Annotated in this window: 24 protein-coding genes and 3 tRNA genes; 12 read left to right on the top strand and 15 right to left on the bottom strand. The window is 43.5% G+C overall.

The genetic code is table 11. The annotated features are described in order from the left end of the window. The 7 genes from PGW94_RS02765 to PGW94_RS02735 all read right to left on the bottom strand — a co-directional run. Window positions 1-508 (bottom strand): hypothetical protein (locus tag PGW94_RS02765; RefSeq protein WP_271758407.1); only part of this gene is annotated, 508 nt, incomplete at its 3' end. 523 nt (window positions 509-1,031) lie between these two features. Further along, a complete protein-coding gene (locus PGW94_RS02760; protein ID WP_271758405.1) occupies window positions 1,032-1,499 on the bottom strand; it encodes a hypothetical protein in 468 nt (155 codons plus the stop codon). A 351-nt stretch (window positions 1,500-1,850) separates the two neighbouring features. Next, complete coding sequence (locus tag PGW94_RS02755; protein ID WP_271758403.1) at window positions 1,851-2,945, bottom strand: GTP cyclohydrolase II; 1,095 nt, start codon at window positions 2,943-2,945, stop codon at window positions 1,851-1,853. A 16-nt stretch (window positions 2,946-2,961) separates the two neighbouring features. After that, window positions 2,962-3,050 (bottom strand) — tRNA-Leu (locus PGW94_RS02750). 104 nt (window positions 3,051-3,154) lie between these two features. Further along, a complete protein-coding gene (locus tag PGW94_RS02745) occupies window positions 3,155-4,231 on the bottom strand; it encodes a methyltransferase (protein ID WP_271758402.1) in 1,077 nt (358 codons plus the stop codon). Window positions 4,232-4,288: 57 nt separating this feature from the next. Further along, window positions 4,289-4,795 carry a hypothetical protein gene (locus PGW94_RS02740; protein ID WP_271758400.1) on the bottom strand — a complete coding sequence of 169 codons (507 nt, stop codon included), beginning with the start codon at window positions 4,793-4,795 and terminating at the stop codon, window positions 4,289-4,291. Window positions 4,796-5,521: 726 nt separating this feature from the next. Continuing rightward, complete coding sequence (locus PGW94_RS02735) at window positions 5,522-5,947, bottom strand: hypothetical protein (RefSeq protein ID WP_271758398.1); 426 nt, start codon at window positions 5,945-5,947, stop codon at window positions 5,522-5,524. 433 nt (window positions 5,948-6,380) lie between these two features. Between PGW94_RS02735 and PGW94_RS02730 the strand changes: the two genes are divergently transcribed. Next, window positions 6,381-7,547, top strand: coding sequence for a phosphoglycerate kinase (locus PGW94_RS02730; RefSeq protein WP_271758396.1), 1,167 nt, complete (start codon window positions 6,381-6,383; stop codon window positions 7,545-7,547). Between the two features lie 358 nt (window positions 7,548-7,905). Beyond that, window positions 7,906-8,289, top strand: coding sequence for a ferredoxin family protein (locus PGW94_RS02725; protein WP_271758394.1), 384 nt, complete (start codon window positions 7,906-7,908; stop codon window positions 8,287-8,289). 24 nt (window positions 8,290-8,313) lie between these two features. Here PGW94_RS02725 and nadA read toward each other — a convergent pair whose 3' ends face one another. Further along, window positions 8,314-9,282 carry a quinolinate synthase NadA gene (nadA, locus tag PGW94_RS02720; RefSeq protein ID WP_271758392.1) on the bottom strand — a complete coding sequence of 323 codons (969 nt, stop codon included), beginning with the start codon at window positions 9,280-9,282 and terminating at the stop codon, window positions 8,314-8,316. Window positions 9,283-9,934: 652 nt separating this feature from the next. Here nadA and PGW94_RS02715 point away from each other — a divergent pair. Continuing rightward, window positions 9,935-11,110, top strand: a complete 1,176-nt coding sequence (locus tag PGW94_RS02715; protein ID WP_271758390.1) for a phage portal protein — start codon at window positions 9,935-9,937, stop codon at window positions 11,108-11,110. A 34-nt stretch (window positions 11,111-11,144) separates the two neighbouring features. Further along, a complete protein-coding gene (locus PGW94_RS02710; RefSeq protein ID WP_271758388.1) occupies window positions 11,145-11,657 on the top strand; it encodes an HK97 family phage prohead protease in 513 nt (170 codons plus the stop codon). 4 nt (window positions 11,658-11,661) lie between these two features. On the opposite strand, the gene PGW94_RS02705 is transcribed toward PGW94_RS02710, so the two are convergent. After that, window positions 11,662-12,534 (bottom strand): hemolysin family protein, encoded by an 873-nt coding sequence (locus PGW94_RS02705; RefSeq protein WP_271758386.1) that lies wholly within the window; start codon window positions 12,532-12,534, stop codon window positions 11,662-11,664. A gap of 398 nt (window positions 12,535-12,932) precedes the next feature. Between PGW94_RS02705 and hemE the strand changes: the two genes are divergently transcribed. The 3 genes from hemE (at window position 12,933) to PGW94_RS02690 (ending at window position 15,357) form a co-directional block, all read left to right on the top strand. Further along, window positions 12,933-13,955 carry a uroporphyrinogen decarboxylase gene (gene hemE, locus PGW94_RS02700; RefSeq protein WP_271758385.1) on the top strand — a complete coding sequence of 341 codons (1,023 nt, stop codon included), beginning with the start codon at window positions 12,933-12,935 and terminating at the stop codon, window positions 13,953-13,955. Window positions 13,956-14,043: 88 nt separating this feature from the next. Beyond that, window positions 14,044-14,862: a cytochrome c oxidase subunit 3 gene (locus tag PGW94_RS02695; RefSeq protein WP_271758383.1), complete on the top strand. Its 819-nt coding sequence runs from the start codon at window positions 14,044-14,046 to the stop codon at window positions 14,860-14,862. Window positions 14,863-14,874: 12 nt separating this feature from the next. After that, entirely contained in the window at window positions 14,875-15,357 is a 483-nt protein-coding gene (locus tag PGW94_RS02690; protein WP_271758381.1) for a crossover junction endodeoxyribonuclease RuvC, read from the top strand. On the opposite strand, the gene plsY is transcribed toward PGW94_RS02690, so the two are convergent. Continuing rightward, window positions 15,352-15,936 (bottom strand): glycerol-3-phosphate 1-O-acyltransferase PlsY, encoded by a 585-nt coding sequence (gene plsY, locus PGW94_RS02685; protein ID WP_271758379.1) that lies wholly within the window; start codon window positions 15,934-15,936, stop codon window positions 15,352-15,354. The genes PGW94_RS02690 and plsY overlap by 6 nt on opposite strands. 77 nt (window positions 15,937-16,013) lie before the next feature. On the opposite strand from plsY, the gene nadC reads away from it, so the two are divergent. Next, the gene (nadC, locus tag PGW94_RS02680) at window positions 16,014-16,847 is read left to right on the top strand and encodes a carboxylating nicotinate-nucleotide diphosphorylase (protein WP_271758376.1); all 834 of its coding nucleotides are present in this window, start codon (window positions 16,014-16,016) and stop codon (window positions 16,845-16,847) included. Window position 16,848: 1 nt separating this feature from the next. Here the strand turns inward: nadC and dnaJ are convergent, their stop codons facing one another. From dnaJ to PGW94_RS02665, 3 genes are all read right to left on the bottom strand, one after another. After that, complete coding sequence (gene dnaJ, locus PGW94_RS02675) at window positions 16,849-17,997, bottom strand: molecular chaperone DnaJ (RefSeq protein WP_271758373.1); 1,149 nt, start codon at window positions 17,995-17,997, stop codon at window positions 16,849-16,851. 75 nt (window positions 17,998-18,072) lie between these two features. Next, window positions 18,073-20,175: a glycine--tRNA ligase subunit beta gene (gene glyS / locus PGW94_RS02670; protein WP_271758370.1), complete on the bottom strand. Its 2,103-nt coding sequence runs from the start codon at window positions 20,173-20,175 to the stop codon at window positions 18,073-18,075. 1 nt (window position 20,176) lies between these two features. Beyond that, on the bottom strand, window positions 20,177-21,028 hold the full coding sequence (locus tag PGW94_RS02665; protein ID WP_271758413.1) for a glycine--tRNA ligase subunit alpha: 852 nt from the start codon (window positions 21,026-21,028) through the stop codon (window positions 20,177-20,179). Window positions 21,029-21,197: 169 nt separating this feature from the next. Here PGW94_RS02665 and PGW94_RS02660 point away from each other — a divergent pair. After that, window positions 21,198-21,269 (top strand) — tRNA-Gln (locus PGW94_RS02660). 36 nt (window positions 21,270-21,305) lie between these two features. Next, complete coding sequence (locus PGW94_RS02655; RefSeq protein WP_271758368.1) at window positions 21,306-21,923, top strand: hypothetical protein; 618 nt, start codon at window positions 21,306-21,308, stop codon at window positions 21,921-21,923. Here PGW94_RS02655 and PGW94_RS02650 read toward each other — a convergent pair whose 3' ends face one another. Both PGW94_RS02650 and PGW94_RS02645 read right to left on the bottom strand, forming a co-directional pair. After that, a complete protein-coding gene (locus tag PGW94_RS02650) occupies window positions 21,924-23,084 on the bottom strand; it encodes an FAD-dependent monooxygenase (protein WP_271758366.1) in 1,161 nt (386 codons plus the stop codon). It abuts the gene before it with no gap. A gap of 25 nt (window positions 23,085-23,109) precedes the next feature. Continuing rightward, a tRNA-Arg gene (locus PGW94_RS02645) sits at window positions 23,110-23,183 on the bottom strand. A gap of 155 nt (window positions 23,184-23,338) precedes the next feature. On the opposite strand from PGW94_RS02645, the gene metK reads away from it, so the two are divergent. Together metK and PGW94_RS02635 are read left to right on the top strand one after the other, a co-directional pair. After that, window positions 23,339-24,547: a methionine adenosyltransferase gene (gene metK / locus PGW94_RS02640; RefSeq protein ID WP_410519523.1), complete on the top strand. Its 1,209-nt coding sequence runs from the start codon at window positions 23,339-23,341 to the stop codon at window positions 24,545-24,547. A gap of 416 nt (window positions 24,548-24,963) precedes the next feature. Then, window positions 24,964-25,300 (top strand): P44/Msp2 family outer membrane protein (locus PGW94_RS02635; protein WP_271758362.1); only part of this gene is annotated, 337 nt, incomplete at its 3' end.

Genomic DNA, 25,300 nt, shown 5'->3' with positions numbered 1-25,300 from the left:
TGTCAAACCACACCCAAAATACCAATACAAGATATAGAAGATGATGTGGCCTGACATCATCCTCTGTGAGGCGCCAAACCTTTACTTTCCTATCTATAGTAACTTCCTGCCTTATAATATCCCGGTGCCGGGCGGGCGTATTAATGCGCATAGCATCTCCTTTTGGCACAATCACGCCAGGGGAAATACTAGTATCCCGGTCGTCCTGCTGCTGACGATTATCTGCAGAAGAGAGGAGCTCCTGCCCACAGTCAGAGTTTGCACTCTGTCTACGCCCGTGTATCGAACCCTCCGTACCGTGATAAACTATAGATCTAACTGCGTTCAGTATGCGAACACCACTAACGGTACACAAGAAAAATAGAACGAAGCACGCATCCGTGCCACAATAAACCACGGATCTCACTTCGTTTAGTATGGACCTGCAACATACGTAGCCAAGGGAAAATAGAGCTACACACACGGTTGAAAACAGCTGCAGCGACTCATTTCCTACATCATCTTTCATGCCCTTACACACATTCTTATGGCCATCTACGGCAGTCGTGCTAACGCCGCATTGTTACTGCAAGTTACAAACCCAGTTTAGGAATAAAGAAACTGCCGCGAGGCACGCAGAATGCTTACAGCACAGCATCGACGCCTCACGGCACATACACGTTACCCCTATCCTGCACACCCATAACATACGCGAGTACGTATTTAACATGAAAAAAAAGTACCTCATACGTTAAAATCCGTGTGACATATGCAACGCTTGGACCACCGTAAGAAGTTGCGCGCAGGGGCATACATAAGCAACATATTTACCAAATGCATATCGCACCTCGGGCTGACAACAATATAATTCTTGCCGCAACCTACCTACAAGCCCCTTCGCACACCTTATTTCATGTTACTTTTACATTCCCCATCACTCAATCCGGCACTCTGTCAACAGACAAGGCAAGATTTATTACCCGCACAGTGCCAGAAAACCGGTTATGTTATCATGCAGTTGCGCTGTTTGTTTTACCACCACAGGCTCCAGGTCAAGGACTATAGCGCTTCTGTGCCATCACATCAACATTTTCGGCGGTAACAGCGCCGAGTTTCGATTCTTGCTGGATATTATTTTTCAACATACTGGTATCTACTTTGAGTATGCGGTGCATTCTGCAAAACCATATATAAAACACCGCCATAAAATACAGAAGCTGATATTGCCTGACGTCACGTTCCGTGAGGTGCCACATTTCTACTCTATTCGCTATTGTGACTTCTTGCCTTATTGCAAGCCTCCGGTCGCGCATATCAACATACACAGCAGCTCCTGTTGCATGATGGGGGCAATGTGCCGTGGCTACGGGAAAGATTAGTATCTCGATGACCATCTTGCTGGTGCCCGCTGTTTGTAGAAGAAAAAAGCACCCGCTTACGAAAACAACTTCCACTCTGCCACAAGAGCTCTGGCATCCTACCCTTCTCAGTGCCCCTAGAAGCCGTTGATCGCACTGCATTTAGTACGCGCCTACAACACGCGTAAGCACAAAAAGAAATTAGAACGAAAAATGCGAAAGAAAAAAGTCGCAATGACTCACACTCGGCTTCACCTGTCATTCACCCCCCCCACACACACATACGCAAATCCATACTCTAACAGTCGCGCTGATGACGAATTATCACCAAAAGCTAAGTATCCCGCGTGGAAATCAAAAAACCACAAGCTGCAAAACAACACTCTACTAAGCACGACCCGCAGTGCAGCACTTCACACCACCTGCAACATAACAGTCAGATATAGTTTCAGGTCCTGTATACCGGAACAATCTACGCGTATACACATGCGTTGTCAAACAAGCAGACTTCCGTTACGATCCATGGCCCAAACGGGTCTGTTTAGTCTTTATGTAGTGTCCGTTATATTTGTTGGGTTCTGTTATCAGTGGGATTGTGTTGGTAACATTAAAACCGTACCTGCATATTGCCTGCACTTTGTTGGGGTTACTCGTCAAAAGCTGAAGATTTGTCACTCCTAGCATGTTTAGTATACACGCCGCAGGCAAAAACACTCTCTCATCGTCTTCGAACCCCAAGAACCTGTTGGCATCCACAGTGTCTAATGCGTGGTTAGCTTGTAAGTTATACGCCCTGATCTTGTTTGCCAGTCCTATTCCTCGCCCCTCTTGTGAGATGTACAGTATCACCCCACCTTCCTGACTACCCATGAGCTTCACTGACGTGAGTAGCTGTCCACGACAATCACACGCCAGACTACCGAGTAAGTCGCCCGTGTAGCACGAAGAGTGTAGCCTCACGACAGGATTGTCCATATTGGGAGTACCTATAATAACGGCATAGTGCTCAGGTTCACCAATGTTGGACCTGTATACCACTATCTTAGATGTTAAAGAATCCTGTAAGTGAAGGTCCGACCTACACACTTCTCTCAAACTATACTGCTGCGTATAGCCCGCCAACATAGAACAATCAAAATGCAAGATGTCGTTGTCGCTGCACCACTCGCCCATTGCGATTTCGTCAGCAAAATCCATATCCACAACGAGCGCAGACGGCAGGAACTTTGCCATCTTTACCAGGTCAATAGCAAATTTATCGAGCAAATTGCTGCTTGGAAAAGCCTCAATGCTGGCTGACACTGAAGACGGAGCACCCGAAAGTATGGAGTAGACGTCCTGTATTGACATGGACCCCACATTTACCCTTGATAGGGCATCACAGGATGACACCAATGCTGCACGGTGTGCCGTCAGCAAGATGCATGCATCGCGTGAAAAAGACGTAAAAACCGACAGTGTTTGCTGATCAAGAAGTTCACATGCAAAGGCAAGAACATAGCTAGCATCATGCCTAAGCACAATAGGTGCTCCACGCCGCATCTCATTTACGGCTCTGCACAACATATTGTTTCCGAAACCAAAAAAGCTGCCTACAGGGTTACGCATTATGAAACTCATGAAATGGTGCGGTTAAGAAGACTTGAACTTCCAAGGCCTATTATAGCCACAGCGACCTCAACGCTGCGTGTCTACCATTTCCACCATAACCGCACACGAAACATCCTGGACCATGATAATGAAAAGCCAAATTGCTTGTCAATTAAAGTCCAATTAAACTATTAACCAAGAATGCAATCTAGCACCCTATGTAACTATTACCCTGCTGCTTCCTTGGTTTCAGATTTAGATATAGCGAAAAGCAATCCTACGACCTTATCCATATATATCTCACACCGAGTTATATAGTTTAGGTGCAACCCCAATTTCTCCACTATACGCGGGATGTAGGCAGCAGTATGACAGAAGAAATCACCCTCCTTCACAAACTCATACTCGCCCTCGCCTTCCTTATTTCGCACAAGACCTATAATCATCCCAGTGGGACTAAGTGCCTTACTGGCAGAAGAAAGTATCTCCTCCAGGCTGCCAAAGTAAAGAAGCACCTCTGTCATCACTATCACATCGTACTTCCTGGCATTCTCCTCAAGAAACTTGCTCATGCTAACACACACAAGCTCGTTATACGCCCGCTTACCGTGAACAAAACACTGCCTAGCTATATCCAGCATTCTCCTCGATATGTCCACTCCGGTAATGTAACTTCCTATGTCCCTCATCCTCAAAAACTGGCCACATGCCCCAGTGCCACATCCCAAATCGAGAATAGTTATATCTGCAAGTCTATCGCCAAAAAAGTTCATTACCAACGACCTGACGTATTCATGACCGCGATAGTTCTTCTCAATGAGCCAATGTTCGACAAAATACTCACTGGTATAGTTGTAGTGCTGCCTTATGATATTTTCTGGAACTTCTGTTATGGTACCTGGAGCTTGAATTTTATCGAGATAATACCTAGCCTCCTTGTGGGCGCTATCAATGGCCAAGGCTTTCTCAAAGTTCTCAATTGCCTTATCGTCTCGCTTCAGAACCCAGTAGCACCTACCTATGTTATAGTGAACGTCCGGTAAACCTGGTCTGACTAAACGTATCAACCAAAATCTGGTCTTCGCATCTGATATGTTGCCACGGTAAAAATGGTACAGCCCGAGATCTATGTTTGTTGCTAGCAAATACCGAGTCTTTTCTCTCAAGGCTGAAACGCTCTCCTTAATGGACACACGTCCATTCTTCAGCAACTTTCCCACCTCCTCGATGCCTGGGATGGCACAAGAAACCCTGCACAACAACTCCCACAGTCCGTTTCCGTAACAAGTAAAAATTTTCCACATACATCATCCACAACAGGCGAAAAACTCACAAGCGCTAACACACCAGAAACGCCTCTCTTAGCATTTGGGGCAAAAGCTGCCAGGTGGAAAGTGCTCCGTAGTAGCGAAGAACCTACTAGAAACCCTAAGGAGCCAGAGAGCACTCCCCACGGGATATTCGGTCTGTTCCTTACTAGCATGAGTGAGCGCAGCTCCCCTCTTAGCTGATTTATCTTCCTCACTCTTCTTCCTAGCTTCTTGCAGCCTGCTATGAGCCGCAACCGCAACAAACCACGCTACAACCGCTGCGAAACTTTTGTATCTAGACACTGCGGCCGCGTAAAACGCCACCACTGATAGCTGCGCAGCAAGAAATAACAAAATCACAAGGCAACGCATCATAGATACAGAAACTCCCACAAAAGGAGAACCCACTCCCCAGCCATGCGGAGAATCATCATCTGAACTTTCGACGCAAGCAACCATGGTAGATAAATAAGCCACAAAGAAGCTGAAGGAAGCCCTAGCCAGTAACATTGGTGAACTGCCACACACAAGACTTGCACGCATAACACAAAGCCCCACACTATCAACTAACGATAACTCATATCACCCAACTAGTAACCTAAAATTTCAAAAACTGACCAAAGCCCGAGGAAAAATCCCTTCCCATGTGTATTTCACCCACGGTACCACCTCTCCATTGCCTTTGTATTAACACCAACTGTTGGTGTTCCCTGGCCATAACAATGTCCGCATATCAAAAATACTTCCGCATTGTACCATGTAGCATGCATTGCTCAAAGAAAGTACGCGTTACACGCGTTTGAACTTGTGTAGACATCAGCGTTTTTGCGCGGCAAACTACAAAACACACCTGTAATAGCTCGGTGTCCTGGCTTCTGGGATGCATTGGAAAATGCTTCAAGGTGCCGCTAATTATGAATACCCTGCTTGCGGCGGTGCACGTAGTATGTTGAGGTATGCATTTTACGGATCGTTTTCGGATTGACCCTATATCGCAACGCCCACTTTTTCTCTAAATCCAGCATAGAATCACGCAGTGAACATAGTATACAAAGTGCCTCTGGAGCCACAATTCATACTGCATCACCTACCGCAAAGTACAGCGCAGGATGCCCTTCGTTACTTGCCATACCTATCACACTTACTACACAATTTGCGATCGCATCTTGCCTCGTACAGTACACAGGTCTTGCAGACCATTGGCCACGCGATTAGCATGAAATCGGGCACTGGCCCGTATCACACCCAACCATGTCTGCGCGTTGGTGAGGACAATCACGTGATTCAGATGCTGAAAGAGCTTCTCAGCAGCCTTGCAGCTTCATCAAACTCATCGGCGAAACTACGCTTAATACTAGGAGGAAGGGAAATACCAAAAGATGAGTCAAAATGCTTGCACAGATCTTGCAGTCGCGATGCATAACTCTTCTTCTTGCTGGTAAACTTACTAAATGAAATACCATCTAGTATCTCTATACTCACGGCCTTATTCAATAGTACGCAGTCAACTGATATGTTTATCCTCAAAAGAAGGCTTCTTACCGGGTCATCACCAAAGGTTATTACCCCGCTTGTCCCATATACCTTTATGGAGTATAGGCACGATACTATCGCTAGATTCCCACTGCTATATTTCTTGTTCTTTACAACCTCCCAGTGTATCCCAGGAGGCGAGGCATTCCCCTGGCTGCCTTCTTGCGACTGCTGCATAAGACCCTCCTCGCAACATAACTCTGCGGGATTATATACTCGGCATAGTTAAATAATGCATAATGGCGAGATTATACCGCGCTGGTTGGTGTTTTTAGTGCGAAAACACATAAAACCAATCTGGCTTCTAGACCTAATGTGCCGTATATGGGACCGTTTAAGTTGTATCATGATTTATAGCGTGTATCAGACGCTATCCTCCTCTATAAAGGACCTAATCGCTTGTTCATACGGAACAAACAAGAGCATAACTTGCTTCTCCTTGCGCTACTAACTGCACAACTAATATCAGCACTAATTGTTCTTCCTGCCAATGCAGCACTACAAGAGCGACTATCTACGCTCCCTAACCCACCTACCCTAGAAGCTTTTTTCTGGGTTGTTTTTGCAGTGTACCAACCTATAATCTGTGAAGCTAAACAAGTAGTATCATATGGGCGATATTAAAAACCTACCGGGCATACAAAGTTCCGGTGTCGGTCACAATAAGGTGCTGTTACGTGTCGATCTCAATGTTCCTATGTTAGGCTCAGAGGTCAGCGATAGTACAAGAATAGAGAGAATAATTCCCACAGTAAGATATCTTATTGAGTCAGGTGCAAAAATTATTCTAATCTCCCACTTAGGAAGGCCAAAAGGCCCTGAAGAAGGGCTATCCCTTAGACCAATAGCTGGTGTTGTGAGCAAAGTACTCAAAACGGGGGTGACTTTTGTTCCTGGTATTTCAAGTAAACAAGTCCATACAGTCCTTGATTCACTTCCGTGGGGATCAGTAGTTCTACTGGAGAACCTAAGGTTTTACAGTGGTGAGACCTCTAACGATCCGGAATTTGCTCAACAATTAGCAGAACTGGCGGACATTTATGTTAATGACGCATTTTCTTGCTCCCACAGAAAACATGCCTCAATTGATGGCGTTGCTCGCTGCTTACCATCCTTTGCTGGGTTCAACTTGCAGGAGGAGCTACAGCATATAGGTAGCCTGGTAAGTGAACGTCCCGTTGCCGCTGTGGTGGGGGGAGCAAAGGCTTCCACAAAAATCCGTATGCTAAGTAACTTAGCAAGCAAAGTTGATTTTTTGATCTTGGGGGGAGGACTATCAAACACTTTTTTGCACGTATCTGGATTCAAAGTCGGGAGCTCCATCTGTGAGCATAATCATGACGAAACTCTCTCAGTGCTGGAGGTCGCAAAGCAAAGTGGTTGCAAAATAATTTTGCCTACGGACCACGTTGTCGCACAAAGCCCCGATGGCCTCGCAGTAATGAAAGAGAATTGCAGCGTGGAGGATGAGGATATTATCTTCGACATCGGAAATAAAACGTCTATACTCATAGGGGAGACTCTGAGTAAATGCAGTACAGTATTCTGGAATGGTCCCATGGGCATGTTTGAAAACAAGAACTTCTCTCGTGGCACAGAAGACCTGATACGAGATATAGTAGATTGCCACAAAAGCCGAAAGGCAAAAACAATTGCGGGTGGTGGCGATAGCATATTTGCACTTAAGTCACTAGGCTACCACGAGCAGGATTTTACGTATGTATCAACCGGCGGGGGTGCACTTTTACACTTTCTGAGTGACCAGTCTTCTTCTTGAACGCTTAACGGAAAAAACGCGTCGCTGGCCAGCTTCATAACGTTGGGCCTTGCTGCGGAACGCCGTGTTTCACCTATTTCTTCAATGCTTCACAATTTCTCTGAGGCTTCTGCCATCTTGTGACAACTTTCTCCCAGTCTTGCCGGGGCTTGCAACGCGTGAATAATTGCCAACCCATACTTCGTTTGAATGTGCTCGGCTCAAACACCTTCCCTGCTTTATATAACTGCGTGCACCACGACGACAAGGCACTTTTTTGTGCACAATCGCCCGTCGTTTTCCCAAGTCTGCCCAAGATTAGCTTTGATCTTGCATGACGGTACTGTATCATTGTACCCGTAGTGCTCAGCTCAATTCTATGACACATTTTGTTACAGATCGCTGCATTCGGTGCAAGTACACAGATTGCGTGGAAGTTTGTCCTGTTGACTGCTTCTATGAAGGCAAAAACATGTTAGTCATTGACCCAGATCAGTGTATTGACTGCGGGGTTTGCGTTCCGGTTTGTCCTGCTGATGCCATAGTAAGTGATGAATTCATAGGCGATCTGTTCGCTAATGACGACAGCGCCCTAAACGAAGAACAAAAAATGCTGAGAGACTTCCATAAGATCAATGCTGACTATTCCAAGAAGTGGAAGAACATAACCATGGCCGCGCCGCACTCGGCAAACGCAGATGATTACAAATCGATGGCTCACAAAGCGCAGTACTTCACAGAAAATCTGACTGAAGATAGCTGAAGCATACTGACGGGCTGGCCAGCTTTACACTACTGCCGTTGCGCTGGCATTGGAGAACGATAGTGCCATCATGGCGTCAACAGATCGCCTCGCATCCATGATTATTTCTTCATCCAAGATAATTTCCGGAAGCTCTTCCGATATGCATTTGTACAGCTTCTCCAAAGTATTGAGGCGCATATACGGACATTTACTACATGCATCGCACCCCGGGCTCGTAGTCTCTACCATGTAAAACGTACTGCCGGGTGAATACTTTTTCATTTGGTACAAAAGCCCCTCTTCCGTGAGTACTATAAACTTGCTGCCGGGCCGATCTATTGCGTACTGCAGCAGTTTTTTTGTGGACCCCACACAGTCCGCATGCCGAAGAAGATTTCCCGGACATTCCGGATGAGCTATTACATGAGCATCTCGGTGTCTAACCTTTAAGTCCACAAGCGAGGCCTCTGAAAAGCTTTCGTGAACAACGCAGCTTCCTTGCCACAACAACATGTCCCTTCCAGTTTTTTCACTCAAAAACTCGCCTAAATAGCGATCAGGAGCGAACAGAATCTTCTTTTCTAACGGTATGCTGTTGATTATGCTTTCTGCATTCGACGACGTACATATAATATCAGAATAGCACTTTACCTCGGCTGAGGAGTTTATATACGTTACTGAAATATGGTCACTATGTGCTTGTCGAAATTTTTTGAAATCCTCGCCGCGACACGAATCCGACAGTGAACATCCCGCTTTTATATCTGGTAGAATGACCTTACGCGTCGGGTTTAAAATCTTAGCTACCTCAGCCATGAAAAACACGCCGCAGAATACTACTATATCTGCATCAACCGCAGCAGCTTTCTTCGACAAATCAAGTGAATCTCCTACAAAATCTGCTACCTCCTGTATTTCGTCCTCTTGGTAGTAGTGAGCAAGAATCACCGCATTCTTTTCCTTGGCAAGCGCCTTGATTGCGCATGACAAATCGCGATACTCCTGTAGCATGGCTGTATTATTGTTTATATACTAGATGATATCAGTAAAATAATTTTTAGATAACTAATTACGACATTTATTAAAGTCGCCGCAACTTTTTTCTCTTATGCAAGTTGCATATACGGTACCACCTTTGGTATCCGTGCGGCATGTATTTTACTTGCGCACTTTACTCCCACACCGCATGTTTTAAGTTAAAATATATCGTCTGTGGTTCCACAGATCCCTGCTTCCTTGTTCTATCAGGAGCCACCTCTATTCTTATAGTCTGTAAATGTGGTGGCACTGACCTAAAAATGCACACCTGTAATTTTTTCAGCTGAAAAATAAGTTTGCGCGCTATCCAGACTGGAAACACACAACCCCCAACGCCGAACTTATGGTCAGCTATAAGGTCTTGACTGCGCCCACATAGGCTGAAAAACGACGTGGTACTATTCCCCTGTTCAAAATTTACGGTGATTTATTTTACCGTTACTCTCCGCGGGAACACTACCACCAAGTGAACTGACTTAAGCAGGCGCCAACCCAAAATAAGCTATTTTGATTGAACTGCGCCATTAAGCCACACTTACCGTTAGAAAGGACGGCATAATATTGCTTCCGGCCCCTCAAAGTCAACCGTTAGCATAAACATATTGTGCCTTCAAGGAGTGAACAAATGAAGGAGTCTTTTGGTATTTTCAGTCGCGGAAATGGAGTTTCTTCCTTTCTGGATTGCCAAAGAGAAGCTATTTGGGAGGAAAGGGATTATTTCAACTTCGCACGGAACGGCTACATAAAAAACGTCATTGCGTTTCGATCAATTCACATGATTGCTTCTTCCGCCGGGTCTGTCTCCTTAACCCTAAATCGTATTACGAAAAAGGGCGTCTTCCCTGTGGGAAATCATCCGCTGCTGCAGTTACTGGCGCGGCCGAATAATGCCATGACCCGCGCAGAATTTATAGAGGGAATCATAACGTACAGGTTGATAAGCGGTAATTCGTATGTGCTTTCTGTAGACTCAGGAGCAACACAGCCGAAAGAACTACACCTATTGCGGCCCGATCGAGTAGAAATAGTAACAAAGGGATGTGCCGTCATTTATCGGTACATGGTAAATGGCGCAGTTCACGAATTTACTTCTAACAACTCATCCCACAAACACAGTCTTCTGCATCTAAAAAATTTTCACCCACTAAATGACTGGTACGGCTTATCGACCATCGAAGCCGCATCCTACAGTATCGACCAGCATAACCAGGCTGGCTCATGGAACCAGGCCATGCTGCAGAACGGAGCTCGGCCAAGTGGGGCGTTAATAGTTAACAATAAAGACGGACGAAGCAGTTCGCTTTCACAAGACCAGTATCAAAGACTGAAGTCACAAATTGAAAACTTTTACTCAGGGCACAGCAATTCTGGGCGACCCATATTGTTGGAGGGTGGTTTGGAGTGGAAGGAAATGAGCCTCACACCCAAAGATATGGATTTTATAGAATCTAAAAATATCTCCGCACGAGAGATCGCACTCGCTTTCGGCGTGCCACCACAACTTATAGGTATTCCTGGAGACAATACCTATAGCAACCTCTCTGAGGCAAGACTTGCTCTCTGGGAACAAACCGTAATCCCCCACCTTGAGAGTATCATTGCACACTTCAATTCCTGGTTAGTGCCGCGTTTTGGACACAATCTATTCCTATCTTACGACAAGGAGTCCATCAGCGTTTTGACAGAAAAACGACAACGCTTGTGGCAATACGTTCAAAACGCTTCTTTCATGACAATAAATGAAAAGCGCGCCGCTTTTGGCTTACACCCGATAGAAGGGGGAAACACTATTCACGAATAAACAAAATTGATCATAGCAAACCATAGGGAACTACATGTACAGTCAAACAGAACAACAACATGATTGCGTTTCTGATAAGGGCATTTTTTGGGGATATGCAAGCGTATTCAATCGAGTGGATCAGCAAAAAGATATTATAGCCCCGGGCTCTTTTGCAGAATCTCTAAAACGGCGAAAAGTCGCTCTTTTATGGCAACACAATACAAAAGACCCAATAGGAAAGATTCTAAGCCTGACAGAAAACTCCTTCGGCCTACTTATGACAGCCCAACTAAACCTTGACCTGCTAAAGGGACGCGAAGTCTATTCAATGATCAAAAAAGGGATCATCAACTCTCTTTCTATTGGATACAGAGTGGTTACGTCAAGACGGGACAAAAGATCGCGGATACGAATAATCACAAAAATTGACCTATGGGAAGTAAGCTTGGTTACATTCCCCGCAAACGACCGCGCCACAATTTCAAACATAAAAGGGGGCCAACCATCGGAGCCTGACATGAAAAACTTTGATCTTGCCCCTCCGCCGGAAAGGCGTTCATTTTAGTGTCCTAGCAGGAAGAGTTCCTACTAACCCCAGAGAGGTCTACGACTACTCTGTATATACAGCGGTTATCCACTTCTTTGATGCAAAATACCGCCCCGCTCTTGTGGTTAAACACCTCATCTACAACGGGAACTCTTCCAACCATAGAGAAAATGAGCCCACCAATTGTGTCATACTCTTCTTCTGATGACGGATCACGCAGAACAATACCCAGAGTTTGTTCCAAGGTCCTCACCAGAACCCTAGCATTCACTTCAATTTTATCGCTAGAAATATTTATTATGTCTGGGACAGAATTCTCGTCATTCTCGTACTCAATGTTGCCCACTATCTGTTCCACAATGTCTTCCATGGTAACGAGACCATCCGTGCTGCCATACTCATCCAACACTATGGCCATGTGGACGCGCGAAGTCTGCATTTTAACAAACAGGCTAACCGCTTTCATGGAGTGCGGAACATACATAACGTTGTGAATTACTTCCCTAACGTTAAAATCGCCGCTACCCTTGCGCATAACATCTCTGACGTGCACAAACCCGACTATATTGTCAAGATTATCTCTATAGACAGGCACTCTTGTATGCTGACTTTTCAGGACATTCTTCAAAAGGTCCTTATCATCTAAAGCAAACGCCCTAATTTCCGATCTTTGGACCATCATTTGCTGAACAGTGCAATCGTCGAGGCTAACCAGGTTATTCATGATGTGAATCCCATTGAAGCAAAACGTGTTACTCTGGAACACCTCCCTTCGTATGAACCCCTTAAACCCCGGAAATTTGTTGAGAATGAATCCGTAAAAACTTGACTTCAAACGGCTGAGAAAGGTTCGATCGCTCTCCTCCCCCTCCTCTACAGAGTCTTGACTACCCATGTTGTGTGAAACCGATAAACCATCTTACCTCGAGGCAGCAGTATAACAGCAAAACTCCTTTTGCCATACAAAGTATGCTGTATAACTGTGTTTATAAATGTGTCAACCTTTAGTGAATAAAAGATATTAACATTAGAGCAACACATTATACACAGAGTTTTAAGAAAAAACAACCACGGCAAGAGCTCAACTGAGATTTGACACCATAGTTATCAACACAATTAACAAACATTTTATACACATATATTTCATCAGAAAATCAGTGGGTTATATACTTTACTAACAAATTTATTCACAAAATGAAACACCCCAACTGAGCGGTTTTTCAGAATAGAACGAGTTATTCACGCAATTAACAGGTATAAACTAGTTATATTTATATATAATGAAAGATTATTATGTTTGATTCAAAAGAACATACAAACAGGTTGAGAGCCTCGTTTCAAACAACGAAGAACACGCAGGGAATACCAATTTGGTACATGAGACAAGCCGGTAGGTATCTTCCAGAATATCAAAAAGCTATGCATGGGCGGGAAAACTTCCTATCAGCATGCTACACCAAGGATCTTGTTACAGAGGTAACGCTACAACCCATAGAACGATTCGATATCGATGCCGCTATAATATTCTCAGACATAATGGTCGTTCCTGACGTCTTGGGCTTCGATGTCCAGTTTTACCGGGGTCACGGACCAAAAATAAATATTGAAACCAGGCAGATTCGCTGCGTGGAAGAATCACTGAACCTCACAATACCTGTACTGGAAAGCATCCGACAGGTTCGCTCTATCCTTCATGAATCAAAAGCACTTATAGGTTTTGCAGGATCACCCTGGACAGTTGCCACCTACATTTTAGGACACGAAAAAAACACAACAGAGCTAATACGTCGCCACAGATCTGGAGATACTTCTATTTCCAATCTCATTGAAGAAATCACAAACTTTACTGCCCTGTATCTAAGAAAACAAATCGAATACGGCGCTGATGTTATTCAACTATTTGACAGCAATGCTGGCGGCCTACCATTTGACCTTTTCAAAAGCTTTGTTATCAACCCAACACAAAAAATTGTCGCAGAAATACAGAGTTCTTTCCCTGACATACCAATAATAGGCTTTCCAAAAGGGGCAGGCGTCATGTATAAAGACTACTCATCTCATTCAGGTGTGCAGGCTACATGCGTTGACTACAGCATTCCACCATACTGGATCAAGGACAACATCTCCTGCGCAATACAAGGTAACCTTGATCCTTCGTTGCTTGCGTACGACATCGATACAGCAATCTCAAAAGCTTCGGAGATAGTTTCAGTTCTAAAAAACAAACCTCTGATATTCAATCTTGGGCATGGGATTATCCCAAGCACGCCACCCGATAACGTAAAAAGGCTCACTGACCACGTGCGATCACTGTGAGTTTTTTATTTTATGCTTTTCCTTTATGTCTTGACACTTTGGCCTCGAATTCTATAAGTTCTCTTTACTTTATTCGTTTTCTTTCTGCATGAAAAAACACGACCACCACATCCTATCTAGCAGTCCTTGGCCGTTATTTTTGTCAATTTTTTCCTTCATTACTGCATTTGGCGTAGTGTTTTTCATTCATAAAAAGTCTCTAGGATATGTTTTTTTACCTATTGGTGCCGTTTCAACAGGCCTAGTCCTATATTTTTGGTGGAAAGATGTTATACGTGAGGCTATTCGCGACCAATGTTTCACTGAGGTTGTAAAAACTGGATTACGCCTTGGACTAACGGTCATGATTCTCTCTGAGACCATGTTCTTTTTCGCTTTTTTTTGGTCGTTTTTCAAAGCATGGCTATTTCCTGCATACCAACTCGTTGATTTTTCAAAAAAAGTGGCCTCTACATGGCCGCCGGCAGGAATTCGCACTGTGAGCCCATGGACCATTCCCTTTCTTAATACTGTCACACTACTTTTATCAGGCTGTACGATTACCTGGTCGCACCATTTCCTTATCGAAAATAACATGAAGGAAGCGAGGCGCATGCTTTTCTTCACTATTTGCCTTGGAATAATTTTTTCTGCATTTCAGGCTTTAGAGTACATGCACGCTGGCTTCGCTTTCAGCGAACAAGGACCAAAGGCGATTTACTCATCAAACTTCTACATGGCGACAGGGTTTCATGGGATGCACGTTATCATGGGCATCATTTCACTTATTGTGTGCCTAATTAGGATGTACAAAGGTCAGTTATCACCTTCTTGTCACATTGGCTTCGAATGCGCTGCGTGGTACTGGCATTTTGTTGACGTCATATGGCTCTTCCTGTTTCTTTTCATGTATGTTTTGAGCTCCTAATCCATGGTAGTTATGGGGATCGATCCTGGTCTTAAGGCGACAGGCTGGGCTGTAGTTAAATCAGAAAAATCTGGAACAACGCTTATCGATGTTGGAGTTGTTCAGACATCCCAAAAGGATGACATACACCATAAACTTCATTCAATTTTCTCAGAGCTATGCTCTGTCGCAAAAAAACATGTGATCGCCGTTGCTTCTATTGAGAACGTTTTTGTAAACTCGAACCCAAAAGCTTCCATGTATCTTTGCTATGGGCGATGTGCAGCTATTCTTGCAATGATGGAATGTAAAATCGATATTTTCGAATACTCGCCAACTAAAATAAAAAAGTGTGTTTTCGGTTCTGGGCATGCCTCCAAGGATCAAATTGCTTTTATGGTGAACTCGACTCTATCACGCCCTGTTTCACTAAACATTAGCAATCATTCTACTGATGCCATTGGCGCAGCGCTATGCCATATTTTTTCCACTCGTCATACATCTGGAATACTATAGCTTATTTTCCTCGCCCCTTACCAGACGTTGTATATTTTCCTTGTGACGGAATAACACTATCATTGTCGTTAAGCCGTAGTATGCTATTGCCTGTGCTTCCTCATACATAATAACCATGACCATTGTCGCGATTATCGCTACCATGGAAGACAGGGAAACATACCTAGTAAGTAGGTATGTGACACCGAACAACACTAAAAATCCAAACAACGTTAAATGAGATACGGCACACAGGATACCAAGTGTTGTCGCGACTCCTTTTCCCCCCTTGAACCTCAGCCACAGTGGAAACACATGGCCGACTACGGCTGCTAGCCCAATAAGGTACATATCTTGCGGCGGACATTGCTGCATTTTCGCGAAAAACGTTAAGGGTATGTAGGATTTCGAAACATCGAGGATCAACACAAGAAGGGAGAGACTCTTGTTTACTCTATAGACATTCGTTGCACCAACATTCCCTGATCCAACAGTTCTTATATCCTTTTTTACGAGAATCTTTGCCAAAAGATACGAGAATGGGATAGATCCAATTAAATAAGCTACACAGACTGCGGCTATAAACACAATTTTACCCACATAGCAAATTCACTTAACGGCTCAAAGATGTTACAATCTACACACTGTGTTGTGGTTCGTCATCGAAAAATTTTATCATGTTTGAAAGCATAATATATACTGCGCTGGAAGAGGATCTTGGTCAGATAGGTGATATTACTACCAGTTGCATTGTTGGTGATGAAAAAATCAAATTCAACATAAATACTCGTGAGGAGATGGTCGTGTCAGGTATGCGCCTTGTTTCCGACTTTTCCGGTCTTTTCCCTCAAGATGACATTATTCTTACACCTTTACAGCCGGACGGAGCACTTGTAACTCCTGGTACTTGCATTATAGAAGGTTCAGGCCGGGCAACAAAGGTTTTGTCTGTTGAACGAGTATTGCTAAACTTCTTGCAGCGGGCTTCTGGTATTTCTTCACTGACCAAACAATTTGTCGATGCAGTTTCCGGTACTAAGACTACAATCAGAAGTACGCGTAAAACATGTCCTGGATTGCGGCAATTTGATCTTTATGCCGTTAAAGTTGGTGGTGGTTCAAGCTTTAGAATGGGGCTGTTTGATGGGATAATGATAAAAGACAACCACATTGCAAGCTGCAGTGGGATATCTGAGTGTGTTAAACGGGTGCGAGACAAATTCGGCCCTACTGCGATTATATCAGTGGAATGCGATACAACAGACCAGGTGATCGAATCTGTAGAAAATATGGTAGATACTGTGTTACTCGACAACATGAGTATCTACGATATAAAAAGATCTGTATCCATTGTTTCTTCACTAGCTAAAATTGAAGTTTCCGGTGGCGTCACCCTACACAACGTTCGAGATATTGCTGCGTGCTGCGTTGATTACATTTCAATAGGGTGCATTACAAACTCGGTTATGTGTAAAGATATAGGTTTAGACGTAACAGAGCGCTACAGCTGAGTTACGAACTTATGTCCTTCCACAATCCCTTTATCTTCTGAAAGAATCCCGCGCATTTAGGGCTACAGTTTGCATTGGACTCTTCATCAAATTTCTTCAGCAACTCCACTTGTTTTTTTGATAGCTTTACAGGTGTTTCAACTGTTACCTGGACATACATGTCCCCCATTCTATCATTACTGTGCACCTCAGGCATACCCTTACCCTTAAGGCGCAGCTTGTCCTGGTTTTGCGTACCCTCAGGTATCTTCAGCTTCGTCCAAACTCCGTCAATTGTAGGGATCTCTATCTCACCACCCAAAGCTGCTTGCGTCATCTTTATTGGGACATTACAGTACAGATCTGATCCTTTGCGTGTGAAAAATTTGTGACTTTTAACGACAACATACACATATAAATCGCCGTCTCGTTCGCCTCTGTAGCCTGCTTCACCCTTACCATTTACTCTAACTTTGTTGCCGTTCTCTATACCTCGTGGCACTGTAACCAATATTCCAACCTCGTTACGAACCCTTCCGCTGCCACCGCATCTTTTACACTTATTTTTTATGACTTCACCTTCGCCGTTACAGACGTGGCATAGTTCCTCTATTGTTAAAAAGCCCTTTCTGGTCCTTATACGTCCAGCGCCATTACACGTCCCACATTTTACTGACTTTACAGCGCCTTCTCCGCCACTTCCACTACAGGTGTTACATCTTACGTTTGTTACATAACTTATCGGGACCTTTACTCCCTTGTAAGCGTCTTCCAAAGTTACTTCTATGTCGTACCTTAGGTCTGAGCCTCGCATACTTTCCCGGCTCGCTTGTCGCGCAGATTTTCCGAAGCCACCACCGAAAAAGTCATTGAAAATATCGGAAAAGTCAGATGAAAACCCTCCTTCAAAACCTCCGCCAAAACCTTGTCTTCCGCCCATTCCACCGGCAAAGGCACTGTGTCCGTATCTGTCGTAAGCAGCCTTCTTATCCGGGTCGCTCAACACCTCATATGCTTCGCTTACCTTCTTGAATTTTTCCTCAGCCTCTTTATTTCCTTGATTTTTATCTGGATGGTATTTAAATACCAGCTTACGATATGACTTCTTTATTTCCTCAGCGCTAGCTCCTTTACTAACTCCAAGTAGTTCGTAATAATCCTCACCGCCCATGTTAACTCTTCACACATTTGAAAAAAGAAGACGGTTCATATGTATGTACTAATGTAGAAAAATTCAACATTTTAACTACGCTTCTTTCGGTATTTTATTGAAGTCTATTACCATATTGAATATGCGCACTACCCAAATAGCCAAACTAAGCCTATTCTTATAAATGTCGCTATTTTCCTCTTCGTGAACGCGTACGTTTTCCAAGAATGCCTCAATGTATGGGCACAGCAGATGCAATGTATCCATGGCCTCACTGAAGTTATTTGCCTTCATTAGGGCAATTATTGTCCCCTCACTACTTTTCACCTGTCGATATAGCTCCACCTCAGTTTTGTCTTCACACAGTTTTTCACTGCATTTATTTTTTACTCGCTTATCTTTTGGGTTATCAAAAATGCCCCTGGGCAAGATATTGTGTATCCTCCTAAAGGAGGTTAAAATTTCCTTACCTTCCGGAGTTTTTATATATGCTCCTATAACCTTAACCTTTCTCTTGACCAACAGAATATCGTGATATGTCCCTACCACGCATCCTATAATGTCCCGGTCATATCCCTCATCTTTCAGTATGATCTTTAGCCTTTCATAACAAAAATCGAGAATCATTTTTGTCATGGTTTCTATATTCACACCGCTAAAGGCTGATTTAAGCTTTTTGTCTTTTTTTGCATCACAAAGATACAGATAAACTGATTTTGATACGATTAGATCCAACGGGATTGCTATAACACTATCTCTAATCACCTTTAATAGGGTTATTGCTGTTCTACGTAGTGCAAATGGATCACTCGATCCAGTAACCCTCTCTGTAGCAAAAAGGCCCACCAAAGTATCTGTCTTGTCCGCTATTGAAACTGCCACTCCTATTGGTGTCACTGGAGTTCTCCCGTTTGCTCCTATCGGTAGATAATGCTCTTCGATCGCTACACATACATCATGCTCTTCACCACTCTGCTGTGCGTAATAGCGCCCCATTTTGCCCTGCAGCTCTGGAAACTCCTTCACAATCAAGGAAGCTAGATCAGCTTTAGCTAAAATTGCTGCACGCTCCACACTAAGTAGATATGCCCGAGGAACCCATACGGAAGCATATTTTGCTAGAACCGATATTCTATCTACTTTTTCCCTCAGAGAACCTAGTTCTTTCTTGAAAATAACCTTCCCTAGATCATCTACATAGTTTATAAGCCCTCTCTTTTTATCTTTATCAATGAGGAAGACTGCATCCTTTAGTCTTGCCCTAACAACCATCTCATGTGTTGCCCTTACCCTCTCATTTACAGTAGCAACCACAGCAGCGAATTTTACTATTCGGCGGTCTTCATCATACAGTGCTAGACATCTCTGGTGCTTCGTTAACACGCAATAGATCACCTCAAAAGGAAGGCACATGAACTCTTCGTCAATACTTCCAACCAGGACCTTGGGGCACTCGAGCATACCGCACATTTCATCGAGAATCTTATCATCCCTATTGTACGTTAGACCGCTTTCGGCGATCGCACAGTCAATTGCATCTAGGATTTGCAATCTCCTCTTGTCTTGATCAAGAACAACGTTATGTTCTTCCAGAAACGCTATATAACCAGCAGCGCAAGTGATTTTATACGGCACACGCGCTAAACGTATGTTCCCATATGTGGTGTCATTAGCCACGCTACCAGCAAGCCGTATTTTTAATACAGATTCTCCTAATACGCATGCTACATTAAGAACTGGTCTCACCCAGTCTCCTACGCCGCTTCCCCATTTCATTTTTTTGTGAAGAGGGAACCTATCAACCATTCTTTGTATTACTTCACTAACAGAGTCACATATGTTTCCGGATTTTTTTTCCTCTATCGTCGCGTAATAGAAGTCAATACCATCGAGATTTCTTATCTCTAGTTCCTCGACGCTAGACTTATCCATCTTTCTCAAAAATCCTTCGATAGCTTCGATTCCGCTACAAACACGTGGGCCCTTTACCTCCTTTCTTTCTTCTTTTCGCGCTCGCTCTATTCCACACACGATTAGCGCTATTCTATTCGGGGTAACAAAGGTCTTTTCGCTACTAAATGTAATCCCTTCTTTATCCAAACCTTCACGGACACTTGCTCCTACATACCCAAGAGCAATATCCATAGTCCTAACGGGCATTTGCTCACATAGGACTTCAAACACCAGATCTAGAGACATATCACGCTACTTTGTATAGCTTTACATAAGATTTGCAGCACATATTTGTCATCTTCCTCACTCTTAGAATATAAGAAGCCCTTTCGTTTACGCCTATTACGCCCCTTGCTTCCAGTAAGTTAAGTATGTGGCTTGCTTTCACGCAGAAGTCGTACCCAGCAATTGGCACGTCGTTTTCCACCATTGTCTCACACATTTTTTCGCTTTTTTCAAAACTATCTATTAGGAAGCTTGTATCATAATGTTCGAAAGACAGTGCAGAAAATTCCCTTTCACGATTTTTAAAAATATCGCCGTAAACCACCCCTGAGTTATTCCATTCTATGTCGTATACCGTGTCTTTTTCTTGTAGTACCATGGCAATTCTTTCCAATCCATATGCTATTTCGCCAGGTATTAGCTCACAGTCTATTCCTCCGACCTGCTGCATGTACGTAAACTGTGTAATCTCCATGCCATTACAAGAGACCTCCCATCCAAAACCATGTGCCCCGATACTTGGGTTTTCCCAGTCGTCCTCTATGAACCTTATATCGAAGTCCTTTGTAGATATACCTATTAATTCTAGGCTTCGTAGATAATCATCCCGGAGCGATAAGCTGGATGGTTGTACTATAACTTGATACTGGTGGTGCTGGTACAGCCTATTTTGGTTATCCCCGTACCGCCCATCGCATGGCCGCACTACTGGCTGCAAGTAAGCAACCATATTCTTTTTTCCTGAGAGCACCTCCATCGATGTCGCAGGGTGTAGCGTGCCAGCACCAAGCTCCGAAGAGTATGGATACAGTATGGTGCATCCATATTCCTCCCAGAATTTCTCTAAATTTCTAACTATGTCCTGGAAGTTCACAAGACAATTACAAATCATGATAGCCAAGCCGATGATGATACGAAAAGACAACTTCTACAAGGAATTTTATTACATTGTACGAGGTTCAAACCTTGAGTAGTTTTGTGTTTTTCATTGCATTTTTACTATTTCTTATTACTATCCTTCATTGCGTGTGCTGGGTTACAGTTGGGATGTCGCCAAGCGGTAAGGCAACGGTTTTTGGTACCGTCATGCGGAGGTTCGATCCCTCCCATCCCAGCGTTTTTCCTACATTACTTTGTTTGAGTGACGTCGTATGTCTATTATAAGACTAATGATGCTGTCTTACCTATTTTGTCACTTCGACAAAGTGATGAGCAAGGCATTGTTTGTTATTGTTTTTTCGTACTTTTTCTCGGCGTCATCCATAGCATTTCAAGATGGTATATCCAGCCTAGCCTTGTACAAAAACCCGTTTGATCTGTACCATCGAATGTATGTTATGATCAAGTGGTACTACTATAACCGTAGTGCAGTAACTTCTTCTTTTGTTATTAAATGCGTCCTTCTAGCCATAGCAGTATATTTTGTACAAAGCTTTGTATGGAGAGTAAGATGGATGCGCATGCCGTCCATGCTAATGGATAAGTTTTTTGGTGACACTAGAGTAGCGTCATTTTTTAAAGATAGGGAAAGTGGGCCATCCATGCCTCCAATAATCAATGGTCTAAGAAAGTCTTTTATCTCTGATGTTACGAGCCACGTAGATGAGATGCTTCTCTCTCTTCTTAAGTATGATGACTCGGAATTTACCAGCGAGAACATTCTTAGGGTAAGAAAGATGTGTGCCATCAAAGTAGGTTATGCGTTGGAAGATCTTATTAGGCTTGTTGTTCAAAATAAGAGCGAGATAAAAAAAGTGAAAGGTCAGTAGTTATTCGCAGAGTTTGCTTATACCCATAGCGTGCGTCATAAGCTTTCTTTTTAGGAGTGGTGACATATCTACTATAGACATTGCTGCACGTCTTATTACCTTTCGTATCAGAGAATTGCTAGAGAAAAGAGAGTTTGTGATTGTTGTAACAGCAGCCATAGAAAGATTGTCTAATATTCTGCTATTTTCAATCTCTTGTAAGATAAATTTTTGCCCCAAATCTGTCCCAAGTTTATTGTATTTTCCAAGAATGTTAGAAATTGCCATACCCTCTCTAATACCAAGGTTTAGACCTTGACCAGCAAGCGGATGAATTGTATGGGCAGCATCTCCCATAAATATAACACGGTCGGAGAACTGCTTTTTCAAAAACGACATCGAGATATTGAAAATTTTTCTTTCACTTGCTAACTCAAGTTTACCCAGAAAAAACGAGCACTTCTTTTCCAGCTCTCTCTCAAAATTGTCAGAATTGAATAATTTCTCTGCTGTAATAGTTTTCTCAGTCCATACAATTGATGAAGTAAAACCACCACCCATTGGTAGAATAGCAAAAGGACCACTAGGGTAGAAATGTTCTATCGCTGTGTTGCTATGATTCCTTCCGTGTCTTATGTTACATATTATGCAGCTCTGACCAAAGTTATAGTCAATTGCAGGCATGTCCAGGAGTTTGCGAAGCTTAGACGCCTTGCCATCGGCACAAATTACTAAACTTGCCTTCAGCTTTGTTCCATCAGCAAGGGAAACCTCTGCAAAACCTCCACTCCTAGTCAATGTCTCGTAGGGTGAAGATGTTATATAGTCAAACCTTATACCTTTTTTTATGTCTTTAGCTAGTTCTTCTGCTTCTACTACATATCCCATTGGCATATTATCTACGAACTTTTTATCGTAGTGCACCGAAGTGCATCCTCCTTCGTCATAGATCATAATATGGTCAATTTTTCCGTAGCCGGCTTTTTCCTCCCAGACACCGTAGAATTCAAGTATTTCTTTAGACCGTCTTGCAATAGCAAAAACGCGATCCTTCATGTTACTTAGTAATGAATCTCTCTCTTCTAATACCACTGTAGAAACGCCTGCCTTTTCTAGGCCAATCGCGCAGAGAACACCATTTATTCCGCCACCTATGACGATTACATCGTAGTAAGAGCGCACAATAAAGACCGAAAATAATGTGGAGTGTGTCCGAGGGGATTTGAACCCCTGACCCACAGCTTAGAAGGCTGTTGCTCTATCCAACTGAGCTACGGACACCGCATCGATGTAGGCTTGCATATTTTATTAACTTAGTCAATAAGCCGTCCTACCCAACCTTTATTAGGTTTAAAGAGACGGATTTTCTTGTTTTGATTAAAATTTTTATGTACAATCCCAGCGTAATAATCCCAACTAATACGTACTTTTTTCCAGTGGTTTATCCAGATAAAAGCAGCGAAATCTGTTTCTTAACAAGTGAGTCTGTATCACATGGTCACCCTGATAAAGTGGCTGATAGAATTGCTGATGAGGTGCTTGACTATTACATTTCAAAGAACCCAGAGGCGCATGTTGCGGTAGATGCCCTAGTAACTGTAGGGAGAGTTTTCATCGCTGGTGAAGTTTACGGTGTTAATGTTGACGATGAAGAAGTCGAAGCACTGGTTCGTGCTGCACTTCGTGACATTGGCTATGAAATGGAAGGTTTTCACTGGGAAACTGTCTCTATCTCGGTGATGATACATGAGCAGTCGAAAGATATAATACAAGGTGTGAATCTAGGCGGCACCAAGGGCGCTGGCGACCAGGGGATAATGTATGGCTACGCCATAAACGAGACGGAGTCACTCATGCCGTCCCCTATTTTTTATTCACACCTGGTACTGAGGAATTTGTTTTCGGCGATTCGAAGTGGAAAAATTCAAGGCTTGGGCCCTGATGCAAAAACAGCTCTTACAGTAAAATACGAAGGGCGTAAGCCTGTAGCTTTGCATAAGGCTGTTATTTCAATACAGCATGATGAATGCATGACCCAGCGCGATGTACGGGACATCGTATATCCATACCTTGTTGAGTCCATCCCAAGAGGTTGGATGTGTGCAGATAAGGATTTCTATGTTAATCCCACAGGACGGTTTGTTGTTGGTGGTCCAGTAGGCGATACGGGAGTAACTGGCCGTAAGATTATGGTTGATACTTACGGAGGGCACGTTCCCCATGGCGGCGGTGCTTTTTCTGGTAAAGACCCAAGTAAGGTCGATAGATCAGCAGCTTACATTGCACGGTATCTCGCTAAGAACATAGTACATTCTGGGCTAGCGGATGAGTGTCTTGTTCAGCTGTCTTACTCCATAGGTGTTCCACATCCGCTTACGTTTAGTGTAAATACTTTCGGAACGGGAGTGGTAGACAATAAGAAGATAGAGAAGTTTATATCAGAGACTGTTGACCTTTCAGTTTCTGGCATATGTTCCCGCTTAGCGCTTCTTGATCAACTTTATAGCCCGACGTCATGTTATGGGCATTTTGGAAGGTCACATGCACGCAGTTTCTCATGGGAAAAGCTTGATCTGTCCCTGTATTTAAATAGGGAGTTCGACCCAAGCTATCTCGCAGAAATGCACTGTACCGTAACTACATAGTTTGTCTTAACTAAGTGCATAATTTGGTATCTTCCTAGAGTTTCCGCAGGACAGTCTAGGTATATTTTTTCACACCGTCACCAGCATGCCGTCTTCCAAGTTTTATTTTACAAGATTAGCTAAATGTCATGTTCCGATATGCCTGTCCCAGCGCGTGAATGAACGTGTTTTCGTGGATTCGTAAGATATCCTTTTTCATTATTCAGAAAATAATCTGCTATGGCGTTAGATTTAAATTTTTCATTTCTTCCATTAGTGCACCGTAACGCGTTTCATTTTTTTTCTAAAATTTGTCTGTTTCGCGTTGGGTAGTTTCAAATGGCGAAATCGATAATTTCATTTTAATACTTTAATATTGCATAAGAATCGCTTTCGCTCAGGCTCTTAAGGCGAGTGATCCCGAAACTGAGAAGAAGTTGTGTAAAAATAGTCAAGACAGCGGCAACATTCATAACAGTGGGAGTAGCGGGTGTGAGACTAATGGCAGCTATGAACATGGTATAGTCGCTGTGTACAACGGTACCGCAAATGCGCCCACGTGGCCGAAGGAGAAAAAAAGTAGCGGTAAAGATGGCGAAGGTCCTAAGGCGGTTGCTGAGAACATTGTAGCTTTGACTGACAAAGATAAGAAGATAAAAATTGCAGAACACCTCACAAAGTCTATCGAAGGCGGTGAGGTTGTGGAGATTCGGTCTGTGTCTTCGACTTCGGTGATGGTTAATGCTTGTTATGATCTGCTGAGTGAGGGGATAA

This window comes from Candidatus Anaplasma sp. TIGMIC (assembly GCF_028204095.1).
In the GTDB taxonomy this organism is placed as follows: Bacteria; Pseudomonadota; Alphaproteobacteria; order Rickettsiales; family Anaplasmataceae; genus Anaplasma.
This window is presented reverse-complemented; position numbering and strand designations above follow the sequence as displayed.

Bases quoted from the DNA above. Each gene is read 5' to 3' on its own strand.
- PGW94_RS02710 (WP_271758388.1), top strand. From the start codon at position 11,145: ATGTACAGTCAAACAGAACAACAACATGATTGCGTTTCTGATAAGGGC.
- glyS (WP_271758370.1), bottom strand. From the start codon at position 20,175: ATGTCTCTAGATCTGGTGTTTGAAGTCCTATGTGAGCAAATGCCCGTT.
- PGW94_RS02715 (WP_271758390.1), top strand. From the start codon at position 9,935: ATGAAGGAGTCTTTTGGTATTTTCAGTCGCGGAAATGGAGTTTCTTCC.
- PGW94_RS02755 (WP_271758403.1), bottom strand. From the start codon at position 2,945: ATGCGTAACCCTGTAGGCAGCTTTTTTGGTTTCGGAAACAATATGTTG.
- nadC (WP_271758376.1), top strand. From the start codon at position 16,014: ATGTTTGAAAGCATAATATATACTGCGCTGGAAGAGGATCTTGGTCAG.
- PGW94_RS02655 (WP_271758368.1), top strand. From the start codon at position 21,306: ATGTCTATTATAAGACTAATGATGCTGTCTTACCTATTTTGTCACTTC.
- PGW94_RS02690 (WP_271758381.1), top strand. From the start codon at position 14,875: ATGGGGATCGATCCTGGTCTTAAGGCGACAGGCTGGGCTGTAGTTAAA.
- nadA (WP_271758392.1), bottom strand. From the start codon at position 9,282: ATGCTACAGGAGTATCGCGATTTGTCATGCGCAATCAAGGCGCTTGCC.
- PGW94_RS02705 (WP_271758386.1), bottom strand. From the start codon at position 12,534: ATGGGTAGTCAAGACTCTGTAGAGGAGGGGGAGGAGAGCGATCGAACC.
- hemE (WP_271758385.1), top strand. From the start codon at position 12,933: ATGTTTGATTCAAAAGAACATACAAACAGGTTGAGAGCCTCGTTTCAA.
- PGW94_RS02695 (WP_271758383.1), top strand. From the start codon at position 14,044: ATGAAAAAACACGACCACCACATCCTATCTAGCAGTCCTTGGCCGTTA.
- dnaJ (WP_271758373.1), bottom strand. From the start codon at position 17,997: ATGGGCGGTGAGGATTATTACGAACTACTTGGAGTTAGTAAAGGAGCT.
- PGW94_RS02760 (WP_271758405.1), bottom strand. From the start codon at position 1,499: ATGCAGTGCGATCAACGGCTTCTAGGGGCACTGAGAAGGGTAGGATGC.
- PGW94_RS02735 (WP_271758398.1), bottom strand. From the start codon at position 5,947: ATGCAGCAGTCGCAAGAAGGCAGCCAGGGGAATGCCTCGCCTCCTGGG.
- PGW94_RS02745 (WP_271758402.1), bottom strand. From the start codon at position 4,231: ATGTGGAAAATTTTTACTTGTTACGGAAACGGACTGTGGGAGTTGTTG.
- PGW94_RS02725 (WP_271758394.1), top strand. From the start codon at position 7,906: ATGACACATTTTGTTACAGATCGCTGCATTCGGTGCAAGTACACAGAT.
- PGW94_RS02730 (WP_271758396.1), top strand. From the start codon at position 6,381: ATGGGCGATATTAAAAACCTACCGGGCATACAAAGTTCCGGTGTCGGT.